The 17,847-nt window shown below is 71.4% G+C and carries 17 protein-coding genes; 9 read left to right on the top strand and 8 right to left on the bottom strand.

Features of this window, described 5'->3' with window-relative positions; genetic code table 11:
• From OU415_RS18940 to OU415_RS18925, 4 genes are all read right to left on the bottom strand, one after another.
• Positions 1-747 (bottom strand): ABC transporter permease, encoded by a 747-nt coding sequence (locus tag OU415_RS18940; protein WP_270950204.1) that lies wholly within the window; start codon positions 745-747, stop codon positions 1-3.
• A gap of 1 nt (position 748) precedes the next feature.
• Entirely contained in the window at positions 749-1,651 is a 903-nt protein-coding gene (locus OU415_RS18935) for an ABC transporter ATP-binding protein (protein WP_270950203.1), read from the bottom strand.
• An 85-nt stretch (positions 1,652-1,736) separates the two neighbouring features.
• Entirely contained in the window at positions 1,737-2,231 is a 495-nt protein-coding gene (locus OU415_RS18930; protein WP_270950202.1) for a GbsR/MarR family transcriptional regulator, read from the bottom strand.
• Between the two features lie 95 nt (positions 2,232-2,326).
• Complete coding sequence (locus OU415_RS18925) at positions 2,327-2,632, bottom strand: hypothetical protein (RefSeq protein WP_270950201.1); 306 nt, start codon at positions 2,630-2,632, stop codon at positions 2,327-2,329.
• 84 nt (positions 2,633-2,716) lie between these two features.
• Here OU415_RS18925 and OU415_RS18920 point away from each other — a divergent pair, with 84 nt between their 5' ends.
• Positions 2,717-3,685, top strand: a complete 969-nt coding sequence (locus OU415_RS18920; protein ID WP_270950200.1) for a quinone oxidoreductase family protein — start codon at positions 2,717-2,719, stop codon at positions 3,683-3,685.
• A gap of 7 nt (positions 3,686-3,692) precedes the next feature.
• On the opposite strand, the gene OU415_RS18915 is transcribed toward OU415_RS18920, so the two are convergent.
• Positions 3,693-4,679 (bottom strand): heme o synthase, encoded by a 987-nt coding sequence (locus OU415_RS18915; protein ID WP_408641869.1) that lies wholly within the window; start codon positions 4,677-4,679, stop codon positions 3,693-3,695.
• A 238-nt stretch (positions 4,680-4,917) separates the two neighbouring features.
• Here OU415_RS18915 and tkt point away from each other — a divergent pair, with 238 nt between their 5' ends.
• The 6 genes from tkt to pgl all read left to right on the top strand — a co-directional run bounded on the left by tkt (position 4,918) and on the right by pgl (position 13,121).
• Positions 4,918-7,038, top strand: coding sequence for a transketolase (tkt, locus tag OU415_RS18910; protein ID WP_270950198.1), 2,121 nt, complete (start codon positions 4,918-4,920; stop codon positions 7,036-7,038).
• 14 nt (positions 7,039-7,052) lie between these two features.
• Positions 7,053-8,159, top strand: a complete 1,107-nt coding sequence (tal, locus tag OU415_RS18905; RefSeq protein WP_270950197.1) for a transaldolase — start codon at positions 7,053-7,055, stop codon at positions 8,157-8,159.
• 93 nt (positions 8,160-8,252) lie between these two features.
• Positions 8,253-9,884 carry a glucose-6-phosphate isomerase gene (locus OU415_RS18900; RefSeq protein ID WP_270950196.1) on the top strand — a complete coding sequence of 544 codons (1,632 nt, stop codon included), beginning with the start codon at positions 8,253-8,255 and terminating at the stop codon, positions 9,882-9,884.
• A complete protein-coding gene (gene zwf / locus OU415_RS18895) occupies positions 9,881-11,419 on the top strand; it encodes a glucose-6-phosphate dehydrogenase (RefSeq protein WP_270950195.1) in 1,539 nt (512 codons plus the stop codon). Before OU415_RS18900 ends, zwf begins: the two co-directional genes overlap by 4 nt.
• Positions 11,416-12,366: a glucose-6-phosphate dehydrogenase assembly protein OpcA gene (gene opcA / locus OU415_RS18890; protein ID WP_270950194.1), complete on the top strand. Its 951-nt coding sequence runs from the start codon at positions 11,416-11,418 to the stop codon at positions 12,364-12,366. The genes zwf and opcA overlap by 4 nt, the downstream gene beginning before the upstream one ends.
• The gene (pgl, locus tag OU415_RS18885; RefSeq protein WP_270950193.1) at positions 12,363-13,121 is read left to right on the top strand and encodes a 6-phosphogluconolactonase; all 759 of its coding nucleotides are present in this window, start codon (positions 12,363-12,365) and stop codon (positions 13,119-13,121) included. Before opcA ends, pgl begins: the two co-directional genes overlap by 4 nt.
• A gap of 88 nt (positions 13,122-13,209) precedes the next feature.
• Here pgl and OU415_RS18880 read toward each other — a convergent pair whose 3' ends face one another.
• The 3 genes from OU415_RS18880 to OU415_RS18870 all read right to left on the bottom strand — a co-directional run bounded on the left by OU415_RS18880 (position 13,210) and on the right by OU415_RS18870 (position 15,708).
• Entirely contained in the window at positions 13,210-14,058 is an 849-nt protein-coding gene (locus tag OU415_RS18880) for an alpha/beta fold hydrolase (protein WP_270950192.1), read from the bottom strand.
• A gap of 168 nt (positions 14,059-14,226) precedes the next feature.
• A complete protein-coding gene (locus OU415_RS18875) occupies positions 14,227-14,730 on the bottom strand; it encodes a hypothetical protein (RefSeq protein WP_270950191.1) in 504 nt (167 codons plus the stop codon).
• Between the two features lie 90 nt (positions 14,731-14,820).
• Positions 14,821-15,708: an endonuclease/exonuclease/phosphatase family protein gene (locus OU415_RS18870; RefSeq protein WP_270950190.1), complete on the bottom strand. Its 888-nt coding sequence runs from the start codon at positions 15,706-15,708 to the stop codon at positions 14,821-14,823.
• A 109-nt stretch (positions 15,709-15,817) separates the two neighbouring features.
• Here OU415_RS18870 and OU415_RS18865 point away from each other — a divergent pair, with 109 nt between their 5' ends.
• Entirely contained in the window at positions 15,818-16,489 is a 672-nt protein-coding gene (locus OU415_RS18865) for a response regulator transcription factor (RefSeq protein ID WP_270950189.1), read from the top strand.
• Complete coding sequence (locus tag OU415_RS18860) at positions 16,486-17,835, top strand: HAMP domain-containing sensor histidine kinase (protein WP_270950188.1); 1,350 nt, start codon at positions 16,486-16,488, stop codon at positions 17,833-17,835. Before OU415_RS18865 ends, OU415_RS18860 begins: the two co-directional genes overlap by 4 nt.
• Positions 17,836-17,847 lie beyond the last annotated feature (12 nt).

The following is a 17,847-nucleotide window of genomic DNA, read 5'->3' as shown; positions in this document are numbered from 1 at the left end:
CTACTCCCATCGGAACCAGCGCACCGCGGCACCGGTCAGCACCGACGTCCAGAAGACCACGATCACCAAGTGCACCGCGCTCGGCCAGCCCCCTCCGGCCGCTTGGTCGAGGGCCGCCGACGCCGCCCCGAGCGGGGTGTACTCGACGGCGCGCTGCAGGAAGCCCGGCATGACCTGCACCGGGATCCACACCCCGGCGGTGAACATCATCGCGAGGAAGGCTACCGACCCGATCACGCCGGCAGTCTTCGTGCTGCGCGGCACCGCGGACAGGGCCGCGCCCAGCGCGAGCACGCTGAGCACGGTGAGCACCAGCGTCAACGCGTAGCCGACGAGCCCGTTCGGCAGAACGACGCCGAAGGCCAGGCGGCCGACGGCCAGCGCCAGCATCACCGCGCACGCGACAGCGGCGCCGTGCAAGACCGCCTGCGCGGCCAACATCGCACCTGGCCGCACCGGTGTGGTCGACATGCGGCGGAGGATGCCGCGCTCGCGGTACCCGGCGAACACCGGCGGCATGGCCTGCACCCCGGCCATGATCATCGACATCAGCAGCACCACCGGGACGTAGAGGTCGATCACCCGGCGGCCGCCGAGACCGGGGTTCACCTCGCGGAAGGCGGGGATCAGGCCGAGGATCACCAGCAGCACGGTCGGTGCGGCCACGATCCAGAACAGGTTGCCCGGTTCGCGGAGGAACAGCCGGGCTTCGGTCTTGAGGACGGCTCGGGTCGCCGATGCGTTCATCTCAGTGCTCCGCTCCGGTCAGGGCGAGGAAGGCTTCGTCCAACGTCGCGTCGGTAACGCGCAGCTCGCGGGCGGTGATGCCGCGGCGGGCCAGCAACGACAGCACCGATTCGACGGTCTCGTCGGTGCCGCTGATGACCACCCGGTCGCCCTGCCGCGTCGCCGACCCGGCTCCGGGCAGCGCGGCCAGTTCCCCGGTGTCGAGCGCCCCCAGCGGGGTGAAGGACATGACGACCGATGCGGCCGACCGGTGGATGAGCCCGCTCGGCGCGTCGAGCGCCACCACCCGACCGCGGTCGAGCACCGCGACCCGGTCGCACAGCCGCTGCGCTTCCTCCATGAAGTGGGTGACCAGCACGACGGTGACGCCGCCCGCGCGCACGTCCTCGATCAGCTGCCAGGTGTCCCGGCGGGCCCGCGGGTCCAGGCCGGTGGTGAGCTCGTCGAGCACGACGACCTGGGGATTGCCGATCAGGGCCAGTGCGATGAACAGCCGCTGCTGCTGGCCGCCGGACAGCTCGGCGAAGCGGGTGCCGAACCGGTCGGCGAGGCCGAGGCGTTCCGCCAGCGCTCGCCAGTCCGCGGGGTTCTGGTGGCAGGCGGCGTGCAGTTCCAGCGCCTCGCGCACGGTGATCTTGGGTTGCAGCTGGGCGTCCTGCAGCTGCGCGCCGAGGATCCGGGTGAGCCGGTCCCGGTCGGCGGCCGGGTCCAGCCCGGCCACCCGCACCCGCCCGGCGTCGGGGTGGCGGAGTCCTTCGACGCACTCCACCGTGGTCGTCTTGCCCGCGCCGTTGGTGCCGAGGATCCCGAAGATCTCCCCCGCTTCAACGGTGAAGCCGACCCCGTCCACGACCGGTCTTCCGGCGTAGGACTTGCGCAGCCCGTTGACTTCGATGATCGCCATGCCTGGAAGTCTCGCGGGCGGCGACCGCCCCGGACATCGACCGGCTCGCTCGACCTGGCATCAGCCGATCGGCTGATGGGAGATCTCAGAAGCGCAGCTTGGGCTTGCCCTCGCGCTCCCAGCGGCGCCAGAGCTCGGGCATCTCACCGGCCAGCCACTGGTAGAACTCGTGCACCGTGCGCAGGCGCCGGGCTCGTTCGCCCTGGCCGCTGAACATGCGCAGCCCGGCGCCGGTCAGCTCTTCCAGACCGGTGACCCGCTCCATGCGGTGGCGCACCAGCTCCGGCCAGCGGTCCTCCTCGACCCGGTACAGGGCGGCTTCCTTGCCCTGCCGGGTGGTCTTGGAGACCACGCCGAGCCGCATCAGCAGCCGCACGTTGGTGCTGATCGAGCCGGTGCTGGCGGCCAGTGCCAGGGACAGCTCGGCAGCGGTGCGCTCCGGCGGGTCGCAGACGAGCAGGAACGCCAGGACGCGCCCGGCGATCAGCGGCATGCCCTCGCTGGCTTCGAAGTGGGCCGCCATCTGCTCGATCCACTCCGACATGGCCGGTCGGTCGGTGCGCTGCACGTAGTCGGACACGACGGCTCCCCGTGATCGAGTTCAGTCCTCGCTGAAAAGGTAAACCACAGCGAAGCCCGCGACCAGCCGCCGACCGGCGTGTCGGGCGGAGCGGATCAGCTGTTGCGCGCGCCCATCGCCCGGCGGTGCGCGGCGCCGACCTTCATCGCCCCGACGGTCTCGCCGTCCCACTCGTGGGCGGTGAGGCCCTCGACGGCCTCGACCAGGGCGTTCCCGGTGGCGACGTCGGGGACCATGACGTCGCCGAAGCGGCCGTCCTCCCCCACCAGCACGACGCGGGCGCCGGCCTGCCCGAGGTTCTCCACGACCGCGCGAGCGGAGTCGCCGTGCGCGCCGACGAACGCCTTGGCCGTCGCGATCGCCTTCGGCGCGGGAGCGGTGGTTTCTTCGCTAGCCGTCATGCCCCGAATCCTAATCCGGAGCCGGGGAAGATCGAGAGGTCGTGATGAGTTGCACCTGTTGAGGACGACAGCGAAGGAGTCAACATGCGTGCCATCCGGGTAGCCGCGAACGGCGGCCCCGAGGTCATGGAGCTCACCGAGATCGAGTCACCGGAACCGCAGCCCGGCCAGCTGCTGGTCGAGGTCGCGGCGATCGGCGTGAACTTCATCGACACCTACCAGCGCAGCGGCGTGTACTCGATGCCGCTGCCCTTCACGCCCGGCTCCGAGGGATCGGGCGCGGTCGTCGCGGTCGGCGAAGGCGTGACCGGGTTCGAGGTCGGCGACCGGGTCGCCTGGGCGATGGCGCCGGGCAGCTACGCCGAGCGGGCGCTGGTGCCCGCGGACAAGGCGGTCCGGGTGCCGGTGGGTGTGAACTCGCGCACCGCGGCCGCGGCGCTGCTGCAGGGCCTGACCGCGCACTACCTGGTCACCTCGACCCACCCGGTGAAAGCCGGTGAGACCGCGCTGGTGCACGCCGCCGCCGGCGGCATGGGCCTGCTGCTGACCCAGCTGATCAAGCACCTCGGCGGCAACGTGATCGGCACCGTGTCCACCGCCGAGAAGGAGGCGCTGGCCCGCGAGGCCGGAGCCGACGAGGTCATCCGCTACACCGAGGTGGACGTGGCCGAGTCGATCGCCGACCTCACCGACGGTCGCGGCGTGGACGTGGTCTACGACGGGGTCGGCAAGACCACCTTCGACGCCAGCCTGGCCAGCCTGCGCCCGCGCGGCACGCTGGCGCTGTTCGGCGCGGCGAGCGGCCCGGTGCCCCCGGTGGATCCGCAGCGGCTGAACTCGGCCGGTTCGGTGTTCCTGACCCGCCCCAGCCTGGCGCACCACATCCTGACCCGCGAGGAGCTGGACTGGCGGGCCGGTGAGCTCTTCGACTGGATCTCCAACGGGGTGCTCGACATCCGCATCGGCGGCACCTACCCGCTGGCCGACGCCCGCAAGGCCCACGAGGACCTGGAAGGACGCCGCACCACGGCGAAGCTGATCCTGCTGCCCTGACCAGGCCTCAGAACGGCCAGCCGACGACCGGCAGGCTCAGCGCGGAATCCACCGCCAGGGCGACGAACACGATCATCAGATACGTGTTGGACATGTGGAACAGCTTCATCGGCTTGGTCTTCTCGCCGCGCTTGGTCGCGGCGTGCAGCCGGTGCGCCAGCACCAGGAACCACGCGCCCGCCAGCACCGCGAACGCCGCGTAGAGCCAGCCGGTCGCCGGCACCAGCAGCAACGTCCAGAGCACCATCAGCCAGGTGTAGGCCACGATCTGCCGCGAGACGTAGGTCGGCTCGGCGACGACCGGCAGCATCGGCACCCCGGCGCGCTCGTAGTCGTCCTTGTACTTCATGGCCAGCGACCAGGTGTGCGGCGGCGTCCAGAAGAAGACCACGCCGAACATCACCAGCGCAGGCCAGTCGACGCGCCCGGTCACCCCGGCCCAGCCGATCACCACCGGCATGCAGCCGGCCGCCCCGCCCCAGACGATGTTCTGCGCGGTGCGGCGCTTGAGCACCAGCGTGTAGACGAAGACGTAGAAAAGGATCGTGCCGACGGCCAGCGCCGCGGCCAGCAGGTTCGTCGTCGCCCACAGCCAGGCGAAGGAACCGGCCCCCAGCGCGATGCCGAAGACCAGCGCGTGCCGGTTGGACACGGTGTGCCGGACCAGCGGACGCGCGCGGGTGCGCTTCATCACCTGGTCGATGTCGGCGTCGGCCACGCAGTTCAGCGCGTTCGCGCTGCCCGCGGCCATGGTGCCGCCGATCAGCGTGGCGATCACCAGCCACGGCGACGGGATGCCCCGCACGGCCAGCAGCATCGCGGGAATGGTGGTCACCAGCAGCAGCTCGATGACCCGGGGCTTGATCAGCCCCAGGTAGGCCTTCAGCAGCTCAGCGGGTCGCCGAGCGTGCCTCTCGCGGGTGGCGTCGACGGCGGTGGTCACGACGCTGCGCTCGCCGACGGCATGGCACTCCTTGGGGCAACTTCGACTGATCAGCCGTCTACGAATAGTAGGCGCGCTACTGAAGCGGGACGCGCGCGGGTGGCAAAGAACCGCCCAGTGGCCCTGGTCACGCGGTGTCACCGCTATCCTGGTGGCGCCTCCCAACCGCAATTCAGACGGGTCGGCACGTGGCTGATCGGACACGACTAGGCTGCCCGTCGGACGAGGGATAACCGCGGTTCGAATCGGTCCAGCGACCGCATTCACCCGGCAACCGGGAATACCGCCGATGGAAAAACTTGGAGCTGCGTCCGTGTCCGTCACCGACGACCTTGCCCGCTTGACCACCAAGCGACTGCCCGAAGACTGGAGCGAGCTGGACCAGCGCGCGGTGGACACCGCTCGCGTGCTGGCCGCCGATGCGGTGGAGAACTGCGGCAGCGGCCACCCCGGCACCGCGATGAGCCTGGCCCCGGCGGCCTACGCGCTGTTCCAGCGCGTCATGCGGCACGACCCGACCGACCCGGAGTGGATCGGCCGCGACCGGTTCGTGCTCTCCGCAGGCCACTCGAGCCTGACGCTGTACGTGCAGCTCTTCCTGTCCGGCTACGGCCTGGAGCTGGAGGACCTCAAGCAGCTGCGCAAGTGGGGTTCGAAGACCCCCGGCCACCCGGAGTACGGGCACACCGCCGGGGTCGAGACCACCACCGGCCCGCTCGGGCAGGGCCTGTCCACCGCGGTCGGCATGGCGATGGCCGCCCGCCGCGAGCGCGGCCTGTTCGACCCGGAGACCGCTGCCGGTGAGAGCCCGTTCGACCACCACATCTACGTGATCGCCTCCGACGGCGACATCGAGGAGGGCGTGACCTCCGAGGCGTCGTCGCTGGCCGGCACCCAGCAGCTGGGCAACCTCACGGTGATCTACGACTCGAACGAGATCTCCATCGAGGACAACACCGGCATCGCGCTGACCGAGGACACCGCCAAGCGCTACGAGTCCTACGGCTGGCAGGTCCTCACCGTGCACGGCGGCGAGGACGTCAAGGGCCTGCTGGAGGCCATCGAGACCGCCAAGGCCGAGACCTCCCGCCCGACGCTGATCGTGCTGCGCACGGTGATCGGCTACCCGGCGCCGACCAAGATGAACACCGGCAAGTCCCACGGCGCCGCGCTCGGCGCCGAGGAGGTCGCCGGGGTCAAGACCGCGCTGGGCCTGGACCCGGAGCAGTCCTTCCAGGTCGACGCCGACGTGCTGGCGCACGCCCGCGAGGTCGCCGCCCGCGGCAAGGCCGCGCACGCCGAGTGGCAGGTCGCCTTCGACAAGTGGGCCTCGGCCAACCCGGAGCGCAAGGCGCTGCTGGACCGGCTGGCCACCCGCGAGCTGCCGGCCGGTTGGCAGGAGAAGCTGCCGACCTGGGAGGCCGACGGCAAGTCCATCGCCACCCGCAAGGCCTCCGGTGAGGTCCTCAACGCGCTGGCCGACGTGCTGCCCGAGCTGTGGGGCGGTTCGGCCGACCTGGCGGAGAGCAACAACACCACGATGAAGGGCGTCGAGTCGTTCGGCCCCGAGTCGATCTCCACCGACGCCTGGACGGCCAGCCCGTACGGCCGCACGCTGCACTTCGGCATCCGCGAGCACGCGATGGGCGCGATCCTCAACGGCATCGCGCTGCACGGCGGCACCCGCCCCTACGGCGGCACCTTCCTGGTGTTCAGCGACTACATGCGCCCGGCGGTGCGGCTCGCCGCGCTGATGAAGGTCCCGTCGATCTTCGTCTGGACGCACGACTCGATCGGCCTGGGCGAGGACGGCCCGACGCACCAGCCGATCGAGCACGTGGCGGCGCTGCGCGCCATCCCCGGCTTCTCGATGGTCCGCCCGGCGGACGCCAACGAGACCGCGGCGGCGTGGAAGACCATCCTGGAGAACCCGAGCGGCCCGGCCGGTCTGGCGCTGACCCGCCAGGGCGTGCCGACGCTGGAGGGCGTGACCGCCGAGGGCGTCGCCAAGGGCGGCTACGTGCTGGCCGACGCCGGCAACGGCGAGCCCCAGCTGGTGCTGATCGCCACCGGTTCCGAGGTGCAGCTGGCCGTCGAAGCCAGGAAGATCCTGGAGGCCGACGGCGTTGCCACCCGCGTGGTCTCGATGCCGTGCGTCGAGTGGTTCGACGCGCAGGACGAGGCCTACCGCGAGCAGGTCCTGCCGAAGGCGGTCAAGGCCCGCGTCTCGGTCGAGGCCGGCATCGCGATGCCGTGGTACCGGTTCGTCAAGGACTCCGGCGAGTCGGTGTCCATCGAGCACTTCGGCGCCTCGGCGGACTACAAGACCCTGTACAACGAGTTCGGCATCACCGTCGACGCCGTTGTCGCGGCGGCCCGGCGCAGCCTGAGCAACGCCCAGCAGGCGTGAGCGGAGGAATTCCTGTGACCACCAACCCGAACCTCAAGGCGCTGAGCGAGGCCGGGGTTTCGATCTGGCTGGACGACCTGTCCCGCCAGCGGATCACCTCGGGCAACCTGGCCGAGCTGATCACCGACCAGGCGGTCGTCGGCGTCACGAGCAACCCGACGATCTTCGCCAACGCGCTGTCCAACGCGGCCGACTACAACGAGAAGGTCCGCGAGCTGGCCGCCCGCGGTGCCAGCGTGGACGACACCGTCCGCGAGCTGACCACCGCTGACGTGCGCGACGCGGCGGACATCTTCCGCAACGTCTTCGAGTCGACCGGTGGCGTCGACGGCCGGGTCTCCCTGGAGGTCGACCCGCGGCTGGCGCACGACACCGAGCGCACCGTCGCCGAGGCCGTGGACCTGTGGAAGGCCGTGGACCGGCCGAACCTGATGGTCAAGATCCCGGCGACCGTCGAGGGCCTGCCCGCGATCACTCGCGTGCTGGCCGAGGGCATCAGCGTCAACGTCACGCTGATCTTCTCGGTGCAGCGCTACCGCGACGTGATGGACGCCTTCATCGCCGGCCTGGAGCAGGCGAAGGCCAACGGTCACGACGTCAGCCAGATCGCTTCGGTCGCGTCGTTCTTCGTGTCCCGCGTGGACACCGAGATCGACAAGCGGCTGGAGAAGATCTCCGGTGGTGAGGCGCTGCGCGGCAAGGCCGCGATCGCCAACGCCCGCCTGGCCTACGCGGCCTACGAGGACGTCTTCGCCGGCGAGCGCTGGAAGGCCCTGCAGGCCGCCGGCGCCAAGGCGCAGCGTCCGCTGTGGGCGTCGACCGGTGTGAAGGACCCGTCCTACTCCGACACGCGCTACGTGGACGAGCTGGTCGCGCCGAACACGGTGAACACCATGCCGGAGGCGACGCTGAAGGCCACCGCCGACCACGCCGACGTTCGCGGCGACACGGTCAGCGGCACCGCCGCCGCCTCGCAGCAGGTCTTCGACGACCTGGCGGAGGCGGGCATCGACCTCGACGACGTGTTCGCGGTGCTGGAGCGCGAGGGCGTGGAGAAGTTCGAGAAGTCCTGGAACGAACTGCTGGAGACGGTCAACCAGCAGCTCGAGCAGGCCAAGTAAGCAGTGGCGGCGGGGTCGGTCCCGGACCGGCCCCGCCCCCGCTCTTTCCGGGCTGTTCGGCCCCATCCAGATCGAGCGCTGTTAAGGAAATACATGGCAACCGAAATTTCCGTCGACATTCCCGATGTGGCGCTAGCGGCCGAGGCCCGACCGCTGGTCGAGCGGTTGGCCACCGATGCGGTTGCCGGCAAGCTCGCCGTCCAGAACGCCACGCTGTGGGGCCCGGACGCCGAGCCCGAGGCATCCATCCGGCTGTCCTGGACGACGCTGCACGAGAGCTCCCGCCCGCTGCTGGCCGAGATCGACGCGCTGCGCGCCGAACTGCACGCCGAGGGCTTGGACCGCGTGGTGCTGGCCGGCATGGGTGGCTCGTCGCTGGCCCCCGAGGTGATCACCGCGACCGCCGGGGTTCCGCTGGTCGTGCTGGACACCACCGATCCCGGTCAGGTCGCCGACGCGCTGTCCGGTGATCTGGAGCGCACCGTGCTGGTGGTCTCCTCCAAGTCCGGCACCACCGTCGAGACCGACTCGCACCGCCGCATCTTCGAGCGGGCTTTCCAGCAAAACGGAATCGATCCTGTGACCCGCATCATCGTGGTCACCGATCCGGGTTCCCCGATGGAGTCGGCCGCGCGCGAGGCGGGCTACCGCAAGGTGTTCACCGCCGATCCGCACGTGGGCGGCCGCTACTCGGCGCTGACCGCCTTCGGCCTGGTGCCGGCGGGTCTGGCCGGCGCCGACGTGTCCGCGCTGCTCGACGACGCTGCCGCCGCGTTCCCGCGGTTGAGCGCCGACGGCGACGGCAACCCGGCCGTGCAGCTGGCCGCCGCTCTCGGCGCTGCGCACGCCGGTGGCGCGGAGAAGGTCGTCTTCGCCGACACCGGTTCCGGCATCAAGGGCTTCGGCGACTGGGTCGAGCAGCTGATCGCCGAGTCCACCGGCAAGAACGGCACCGGCCTGCTGCCGGTCGTCGTGGAGGGCACCGACGCGCCAGGTTTCGCCGACGCGGGCCCCGACGCCACCACGGTGGCGGTCGGTCCGGCCGTCGCGGGCGCGCGGATCAGCACCCAGGGCCCGCTGGGCGGGCAGTTCCTGCTGTGGGAGTTCGCCACCGCGCTGGCCGGCCGGCTGCTGGAGATCAACCCGTTCGACCAGCCGGACGTGGAGGCCGCCAAGAAGGCCGCGCGGGCGCTGCTGGACGGCCCGGCCGGTGGTCCGGCCGCGACGCCGGCGCTGGTGGACGGTTCGATCGAGGTGCACGCCTCCGGCGACTGGCTCTCGGCCGGAGTGGGCACCGTGGTCGAAGCGCTGCGCGCTTTCCTGGCCACCGCCCCGAAGAACGGCTACCTGGCGGTGCAGGCCTACCTGGACCGCCTCGACGACGCCTCGGCCGCGGTGCTGCGCCCGGAGCTGGCGCGCCGCACCGGTCTGCAGACCACCTTCGGCTGGGGTCCGCGATTCCTGCACTCCACCGGCCAGTACCACAAGGGCGGCCACCAGAACGGCGTGTTCCTGCAGATCACCGGGGACGCCGAGCAGGACCTGGAGGTGCCGGAGCGGCCGTACACGCTGGCCGGTCTGCAGCGCGCGCAGGCGCTCGGCGACGGTCAGGTGCTGGCCGAGCACAACCGGCCGGTGCTGCGACTGCACCTCACCGACCGGGTGACCGGTCTGGTCGAGCTGGTCAAGGCCGTGCAGGACCTGGCGCAGGGAGGTGCGCGGTGACCCCGCCCAACCAGCAGTGGCAGAACCCGCTGCGGGATCCGCGGGACAAGCGGCTGCCCCGGATCGCCGGACCGTGCGGTCTGACGATCTTCGGCGTGACCGGTGACCTGTCCCGCAAGAAGCTGATGCCGGCGATCTACGACCTGGCCAACCGGGGCCTGCTGCCGCCGGGCTTCGCGCTGACCGGCTTCGCCCGCCGCGACTGGGCCGACCAGGACTTCGGCCAGGTCGTCTACGACGCGGTCAAGGAGCACGCGCGGACGCCGTTCCACCAGAGCGTCTGGGACCGGCTGGCCGAGGGCATCCGGTTCGTGCCGGGTTCCTTCGACGACGACGAGGCGTTCGACCGGCTCGCCGACACCGTCAAGCACCTCGACGCCGAGCGCGGCACGGGCGGCAACCACGCGTTCTACCTGTCGGTGCCGCCGTCGGCGTTCCCGACGGTGCTCAAGCAGCTGTCCCGCTCCGGGCTGACCGACCACACCGACGACGCCTGGCGGCGGGTGGTCATCGAGAAGCCGTTCGGCCACGACCTGGACAGCGCGCAGCACCTCAACCGCATCGTCAACGAGGTGTTCCCCGAGGACTCGGTGTTCCGCATCGACCACTACCTCGGCAAGGAGACGGTGCAGAACATCCTGGCGCTGCGCTTCGCCAACCAGCTGTTCGAGCCGATCTGGAACTCGCACTACGTCGACCACGTGCAGATCACCATGGCCGAGGACATCGGCCTGGGCGGTCGCGCGGGCTACTACGACGGCATCGGCGCGGCCCGCGACGTCATCCAGAACCACCTGCTGCAGCTGATGGCGCTGACCGCGATGGAGGAGCCGGTCTCCTTCTCGCCGCAGGACCTGCGCGCGGAGAAGGTCAAGGTGCTGTCGGCGACCAAGCCGGTCGGCCCGTTCGACCAGACCACCGCGCGCGGCCAGTACACCGGTGGCTGGCAGGGCGGTTCGCTGGTGCCGGGGCTGCACGAGGAGGGCGGGTTCGCCGCCGACTCGATCACCGAGACCTACGCGGCGATCACCCTCGAGGTGGAGAGCCGCCGCTGGGCCGGGGTGCCGTTCTACCTGCGCACCGGCAAGCGGCTGGGCCGCCGGGTCACCGAGATCGCGGTGGTGTTCAAGCGCGCCCCGCACCTGCCGTTCGACAGCACGATGACCGAGGAGCTGGGGCAGAACGCCCTGGTGATCCGGGTGCAGCCGGACGAGGGCGTGACGATGCGCTTCGGCGCGAAGGTGCCGGGCACTTCGATGGAGGTGCGCGACGTGACCATGGACTTCGGTTACGGGCACGCCTTCACCGAGTCCTCGCCGGAGGCCTACGAGCGGCTGATCCTGGACGTGCTGCTGGGCGAGCCGTCGCTGTTCCCGGTCAACGAAGAAGTCGAACTGTCCTGGAAGATCCTCGACCCGGTGCTCGACCACTGGGCCGCGCGCGGCAAGCCCGAGCCCTACAAGGCGGGCACCTGGGGTCCGCCGTCGGCGGACGAAGTGCTGGCCCGCACCGGACGCGTCTGGAGGCGACCGTGATCATCGATCTGCCGTCCACCACGACCTCTCAGGTCAACAAGAAGCTGGTGGAGCTGCGCGAGACCGGTGGCGCGGTCGCGTTGGGCCGGGTGCTGACGCTGGTGGTCGTCACCGGCGACGGCACCGAGGTGGAGAAGGCCATCCAGGCCGCCAACGACGCCAGCCGGGAGCACCCGTGCCGGGTGATCGTGGTGGCCAGCGGGGCGCGGCAGGCCGCGCCGCGGCTGGACGCCCAGATCCGCATCGGCGGTGACGCGGGCGCGTCCGAGGTGGTCGTGCTGCGCCTGTACGGGCCGCTGGCCGACGAGGGCGCTGGTTCGGTCGTCCCGCTGCTGCTGCCGGACGCGCCGGTGGTGGCGTGGTGGCCGACCGACGCCCCGGACAACCCGGCGAAGGACCCGATCGGCGCGCTGTCGCACCGGCGCATCACCGATGCGGCCAACGAGGCGGACCCGATCGCGTCGCTGCAGAAGCGCTTGCGCTCCTACGCGGACGGGGACACCGATCTGGCCTGGACCCGGTTGACCTCGTGGCGCGCGATGCTGGCGGCGGCGATGGACCTGCCGCCGCACGAGGCCGTCACGTCGGCCACGGTGACCGGTGCGGCGGATTCCCCGTCGACGGATCTGCTGGCCGCGTGGCTGGCCAGCTACCTGGACATCCCGGTGCGCCGGCTGGAGCACCCGCGCGGGCCGGGCATCGTCTCGGCGGTGCTCGAGCGCCCGTCGGGCAACGTGGAGATCGTCCGCCCGGACGGCAAGGTGGGCACGCTGACCCAGCCGGGTCAGCCGGACCGCCGGGTGTCGTTGCACCGCCGCGAGGTCCGCGACTGCCTCACCGAGGAGCTGCGCCGCCTCGACCCGGACGAGATCTACGAGGCCACCCTCGAAGGCCTGGACAAGATCGTCCGCGACGAGGAGGCACCGGCGCAGGCGGAGGACTCATGAGCCAGGTCGTGGTGCACGGGTCGGGCGAGCTGCTGGCCGCGGCGGCGGCCGCGCGGTTGATCACCGCGCTGGTCGACGCCCAGGCCGCGCACGGGGTGGCGTCGGTGGTGCTCACCGGCGGCCGCACCGGCATCGGCGTGCTCGAGCAGGTCCGCCGCTCCCCCGCCCGCGACGCGGTGGACTGGTCCAACGTGGACTTCTACTGGGGCGACGAGCGGTTCCTGCCGGACGGCGACCCGGAGCGCAACGAGACCCAGGCCCGGCAGGCGCTGCTGGACCACGTCGCGGTGGACCCGGAGCGGGTGCACCCGATGGCCGCCTCGGACGGCAAGTTCGGCGCGGACGCGGATGCCGCCGCGGCGCACTACGCGGAGGTCCTGGCGACCACGGCGGCCTCGGCCACCGACATCGCGGTGCCCCACTTCGACGTCCTGCTGCTGGGCGTCGGCGAGGAGGGCCACACGGCGTCGCTGTTCCCGGACACGCCGTACGTCGAGGAGACCGAGCGGACGGTGGTGGGCGTGCACGACTGCCCGAAGCCGCCGCCGACGCGGATCTCCCTGACGCTGCCGGCGATCCAGGCGGCCTCGCAGGTCTGGCTGATGACCACCGGCGCGGCCAAGGCCGAAGCGGTGGCAGCGGCCCTGGGCGGAGCGAAGCCGGTGGACATCCCGGCAGCAGGAGCCCGGGGCAGAAACCGAACCCTCTGGCTCCTGGACACAACGGCAGCAACCCAGCTCCTCACCGGAAGCTGACCCAAAACCCGAGTGGCGCCCCGACTTTCCCGGGGCGCCACTCGGCGTTTTCAGCCTCCTCCGCGTCACTGACGCTCGGGAGGAGCCATTACGCCAGTCGGGCCAGGATGGTTGCGACTTCTTCGGCTCGGTTGAAGTAGCAGATGTGGCTGCCGTCGATCGAGTGGACGTCGAAGCGGTTGTCCGGGGTCAGGGCGTCCGCTTCGGCGATCATCCGGTCTTGCATGGCGATCGGGATGCACTGGTCTTCGGTGAAGCGGATGTAGGAGTGCGGGATTCGGCCCCAGGTTTCGGCTCGGAGCTGGGAGTCGGCCATCGCGGGGGCCATCGTCTCGTCCGGGTCGAGGGTGTTGAGGAGGGCTCGGAACTCCTCGTCGGTTCCGTCCGCCAGCATCGCCGCTTTCAGCTGGGCGAACAGGTCGCCGTCCACGCCGCGCCAGTTGATCCGGGGTGCTCCCAGCGTCTCCGGGTCGCCGATCATCGCTGGCAGCACCGCTTCGTCGAGCAGGTTCGTGGCGTGTTCGGGCGACATGCTGAGCTCGGCCATGGTGCGGATGTTGGCGCTGCACCACGCGGACAGGTAGACGATCCGGTCCAGCAGGCCGGGAATCTCGTTGCCGACGGCGCTGATCGTCACGCCACCCATGCTGGAACCGACGAGGACGACCGGACCGTGCTCAGCGACCCGGCGCACCGCGCCCACGACGTGCTCAACGTTGTCGGTGAGGTCGATTCCGGCCATCGGCGACGGGGCGGTGGCCAGTTCGGCGAGGTCCTGCGGATTCCGGTAGTAGGCGGCGGGCTGCCGCGTCGCGCCGTGGCCCGGCAGGTCGACGGCCAGCGAGCGGTGTCCCAGCAGCGCGAGCTCCTGCTGCAGCGGCACCCAGCTCTGGGCGTTGCTGGACGCGCCGTGGACTAGGACGAAAGTGGTGTTCATGGGTTGTCGTACTCCCGGTCGGACGCCGAAGCGTCAGGTGCGCGGTGCCATCAGCGGGCACCGGGAACGGAATCGGGGGCGCGCGGAAACCGCGGCCTCAGGCCGAAATCCGGACGCGGGCGTAGACGACTGGAAAACCCATGTGCAGAACACTAGCACCTGCGGTGGTCAAGAGAGTTCTGCGCAGAGATCGCGCTCCTCGCCGTCGGCTCGGCGGACCAGGCGGTAGTCGTCGGAGATGTCGACCGTGTACTCGCCGGTGAGCAGGTAGAGGCCCGCTTCGTGGTTGCTCTGGCCGGGGCCGAAGCCCATCAGGACCGGCCCGCTCCAGTCCCAGGTGACCACGCCATCGGGCTGGTAGGTCAGGAACGCGTGGGCGCTGGCGTTCGCCTCGACGCTCGCACCGGTGTCGACGTTGGTGACCCGGTCGATGAGCGCCCCCTTGTACTCCTCGCGCTTCACCAAGCCGTCCGGGTAGGTCTCGACGACCCGTTTGACGACCTCGTCCACCACCTGTTCGATGTGCACGCCGAAAGTGCACCTGGCCCCGGCCGGCACGGTGGACGGCTTGGACGGCGCGGGCACCCACTCCCCCGGCTCCTCGGCAGCGGCGCTGCCCGCGAACGCCACCAACGCGGCCGCGGACAACCCAGCGATCCTGATGTTCCGCATCGAACACCTCCTGGTGAGAAGCGCCCACGCTAGTGCCGGATTCCGGCCACCCGACCGGAATCCGCCGAACAGCACCCGAACGGCGGGCCGTCACGCGCGGTCGAACGCGAAGTCGGCGAGCACGGCGCGGTGGTCGCTCCCCCGGGTCTCGACCACCTCAGCACCGGTGGGCGTGATGCCCCGGTGGAGCACGTGGTCCAGGCGGACCAGCGGAACGGCCGCCGGCCAGGTGAAGCCGAAGCCCGCGGGTTCGGCTTCGCCGAAAGTCCGCAGCAGCGGCCCCATCTCGCGGTCGGTGCTCGCCGTGTTCAGATCCGCGAGCACGAGCACCCGGTCCGACCGGTCCGCGACGAGCGCGGTGCGCAGCTCGGCCAAGCCCCGGTTGCGCTCGGCGACCGAGTCCGGGCGCAGCGACGGCAGGTGCGCCACGTACACCTCGATCGGGCCGCTCGGGGTGCGGATCCGCGCCCGCAGTGCACGGGTCCACCCCATCCCCAGGTCCACCGGCTCGGCCTCCTCGATCGGATACCTGCTCCACACCCCGACCGTGCCCAGCACCTCGTGGTGCCGGTAGTCCGCGCCGAGGGCTTCCCGCACGGCCGAGCGCGCCGGCCCGGTCAGCTCCTGCACCCCGATCACGTCCGCGCCGGTCGCCGCCAGGTCCGCGGCCGTCGCCGCCGGGTTCTCGTTGGCCGCGAACATGTTCTGGCTGGCCACCCGGAGGTCGCCGGACGCCGATGCCTGCGGGAGCAGGGCGGCGCCGAACGCCGCGCACCACACCGCTGCCGGGACCAGCACGGCTGCAGTGGCGCGCGTCCTGCCGACCAGCCCCAGCACCACGAGAACCGGGATGAGCAGGCCGAGCCACGGCGCCGCGCTGTCGAGCAGGGTGCCTGCGCCGCTGATGTCGGGCACCAGCTCGTGCGCACCGAGCAGCAGGGTGAGCACCCCGCAACCGATCAGAACCGTCACCCGCATCGCCGGCTCGCAGTCTGCCGGGCAGCCGGCGGAATCATCTTGGTCACGTTCACACCGGCAGGTTCGACGCCCGAGATGAGAGTTGGATGAGAACTTGCATGCTGGTGCGGTGCGGATTCTGGTTGTCGAGGACGAGTCGTCGGTGCGGGACGCGGTGGTGCTCGGTCTGCGGAGCGAGGGCTACGAGACCAGCACCGCCGGTGACGGCGCGCAGGCATTGACCGAGATCGCCCGCTGGCGACCGGACGCGATCCTGCTCGACCTGCTGATGCCGTTCATGGACGGGTTGACGCTGTGCCGCCAGCTGCGCGCGAGCGGCGACCGGACGCCGGTCCTGGTGCTCACCGCGCGCGATGCCGTGACCGACCGGATCGCGGGGCTGGACGCGGGCGCGGACGACTACCTGGTCAAACCGTTCGACCTGGACGAGCTGCTCGCCCGCGTGCGAGCGCTGCTGCGGCGCAGCTACCCCGAGGACGACGCGGTGCTCCGCGTCGCCGACCTCACCGTGGACACCGCAGCGCACCTCGTGCTGCGCGGGGGCCGGGTGGTCGAGCTCAGCCGGACGGAGTTCGCGCTGCTGGAAGTGCTGGTCCGCAACGCCGAGCAGGTGCTGCCGCGCGAGGTGATCACCGAGCGGGTGTGGGGCACCGACTTCGGCCCGGCCTCGAACTCCCTGGAGGTCTACGTCCGCTACCTGCGCCGGAAGCTGGAGGCGGGTGGCGAATCCCGGCTCGTGCACACCGTGCGGGGCATCGGCTACCGGCTCGGTGCGCGGTGAAGCGCCGGTGGCCGCTGCGGCTGCGGATCGCCGTCGCCACCGCGCTGGCGGTGACCGCGGCGGTGGCCGGCATGGCGGTGGCCGGGTACGCGATCGTGGCGCACGAACTGGACCGCTCGCTGAACCTCGGGTTGACCCGGGAGGTCGCGCGCCTGGTCCGGCTGGAGCAGTCCTCGCCCGGGGCGTGGTCGCCCGCCGGACCCTGCGTGTTCCTGGCCGCCCCGGCGTGCGTGCAGAAGGTGGACGCGGACGGCCGTGTCGAGGGCGACAGCGCGTTGCCGGTGGATGAGCGCACCCTGGCTGTCGCCGCTGGGCGCGGCGGGGCGTTCTTCAACGACACGTCGCTGGAGGGTTTTCCGGTGCGGATGTTGACCGCACCGCTCGCTCCCGGCAAGGCCGTCGAGGTCGCGGTCCGCTCCGACCGCGCGGACGAGAGCCTGCAGCGCATCAGCCTCGCGCTGCTCGCGGCGGGCGCGGTCGGAGTGGTGCTGGCGGCGGTCGCCGGGTTCGCCGTCGCCCGAGCGGGGCTCAAACCGGTCGCCGCGCTGACGTCCACCGCCGAGCGGGTGGCCCGGACCCGAGACCCCGAGCAGCACCTAGCGGTCCGGGGTGACGACGAGATCGCCCGGCTGGCAACGGCTTTCAACACGATGCTCGGCGAACTCCAGCAAGCGCTGGGCGCGTTGCGGGAGTCCCTGACCGCGCAGCGGCAGCTCGTCGCCGACGCCTCGCACGAGTTGCGCACCCCGCTGACCGGTCTGCGCACCAACATCGACCTGCTCACCCGGGCGGACCGGTTGAGCCCCGAGCAGCGGGCCGCGACGATCGAGGCGCTGCGCACGCAGGCCGTCGAGCTGACCGGGCTCGTCACGGACCTGATCGACCTGGCGCGCGGCGACGAGGCACCCGCCGAGGAGACCGAAGACGTCCGGCTGGACCGGATCGTCGAGCAGTGCGCGGCCAGCGCCCGCCACCGCTACCCGGGCATCACCTTCGAAACCGACCTCGAACCGACCGTGCTCGACGGGGTGCCGCGCACGCTGTCCCGCGCGGTGACGAACCTGCTGGACAACGCGGCGAAGTTCAGCCCGGCCGGCGGATCCGTCCAGGTCCGGTTGCACGGCGGGGAACTCGTCGTGCGAGACCGCGGGCCGGGCATCGCGGCAACCGATCTCGACCGCGTCTTCGACCGGTTCTACCGCTCCGCCGCCGCTCGCGGGCTGCCCGGCTCCGGTCTCGGCCTGGCCATCGTCCACCAGGTGGCCACCGCGCACGGCGCCACCATCACCGCGGAGTCACCGCCCGGTGGTGGGGCGTTGTTCCGGCTGCGGTTCCCGACGACCTGATCCGCCGCCGCG

The organism is Saccharopolyspora oryzae (assembly GCF_027853915.1).
Lineage (GTDB): Bacteria > Actinomycetota > Actinomycetes > Mycobacteriales > Pseudonocardiaceae > Saccharopolyspora > Saccharopolyspora oryzae.
Note: the sequence above shows the minus strand (reverse complement) of the source record. Positions and strands in the feature narration are given on the sequence as shown.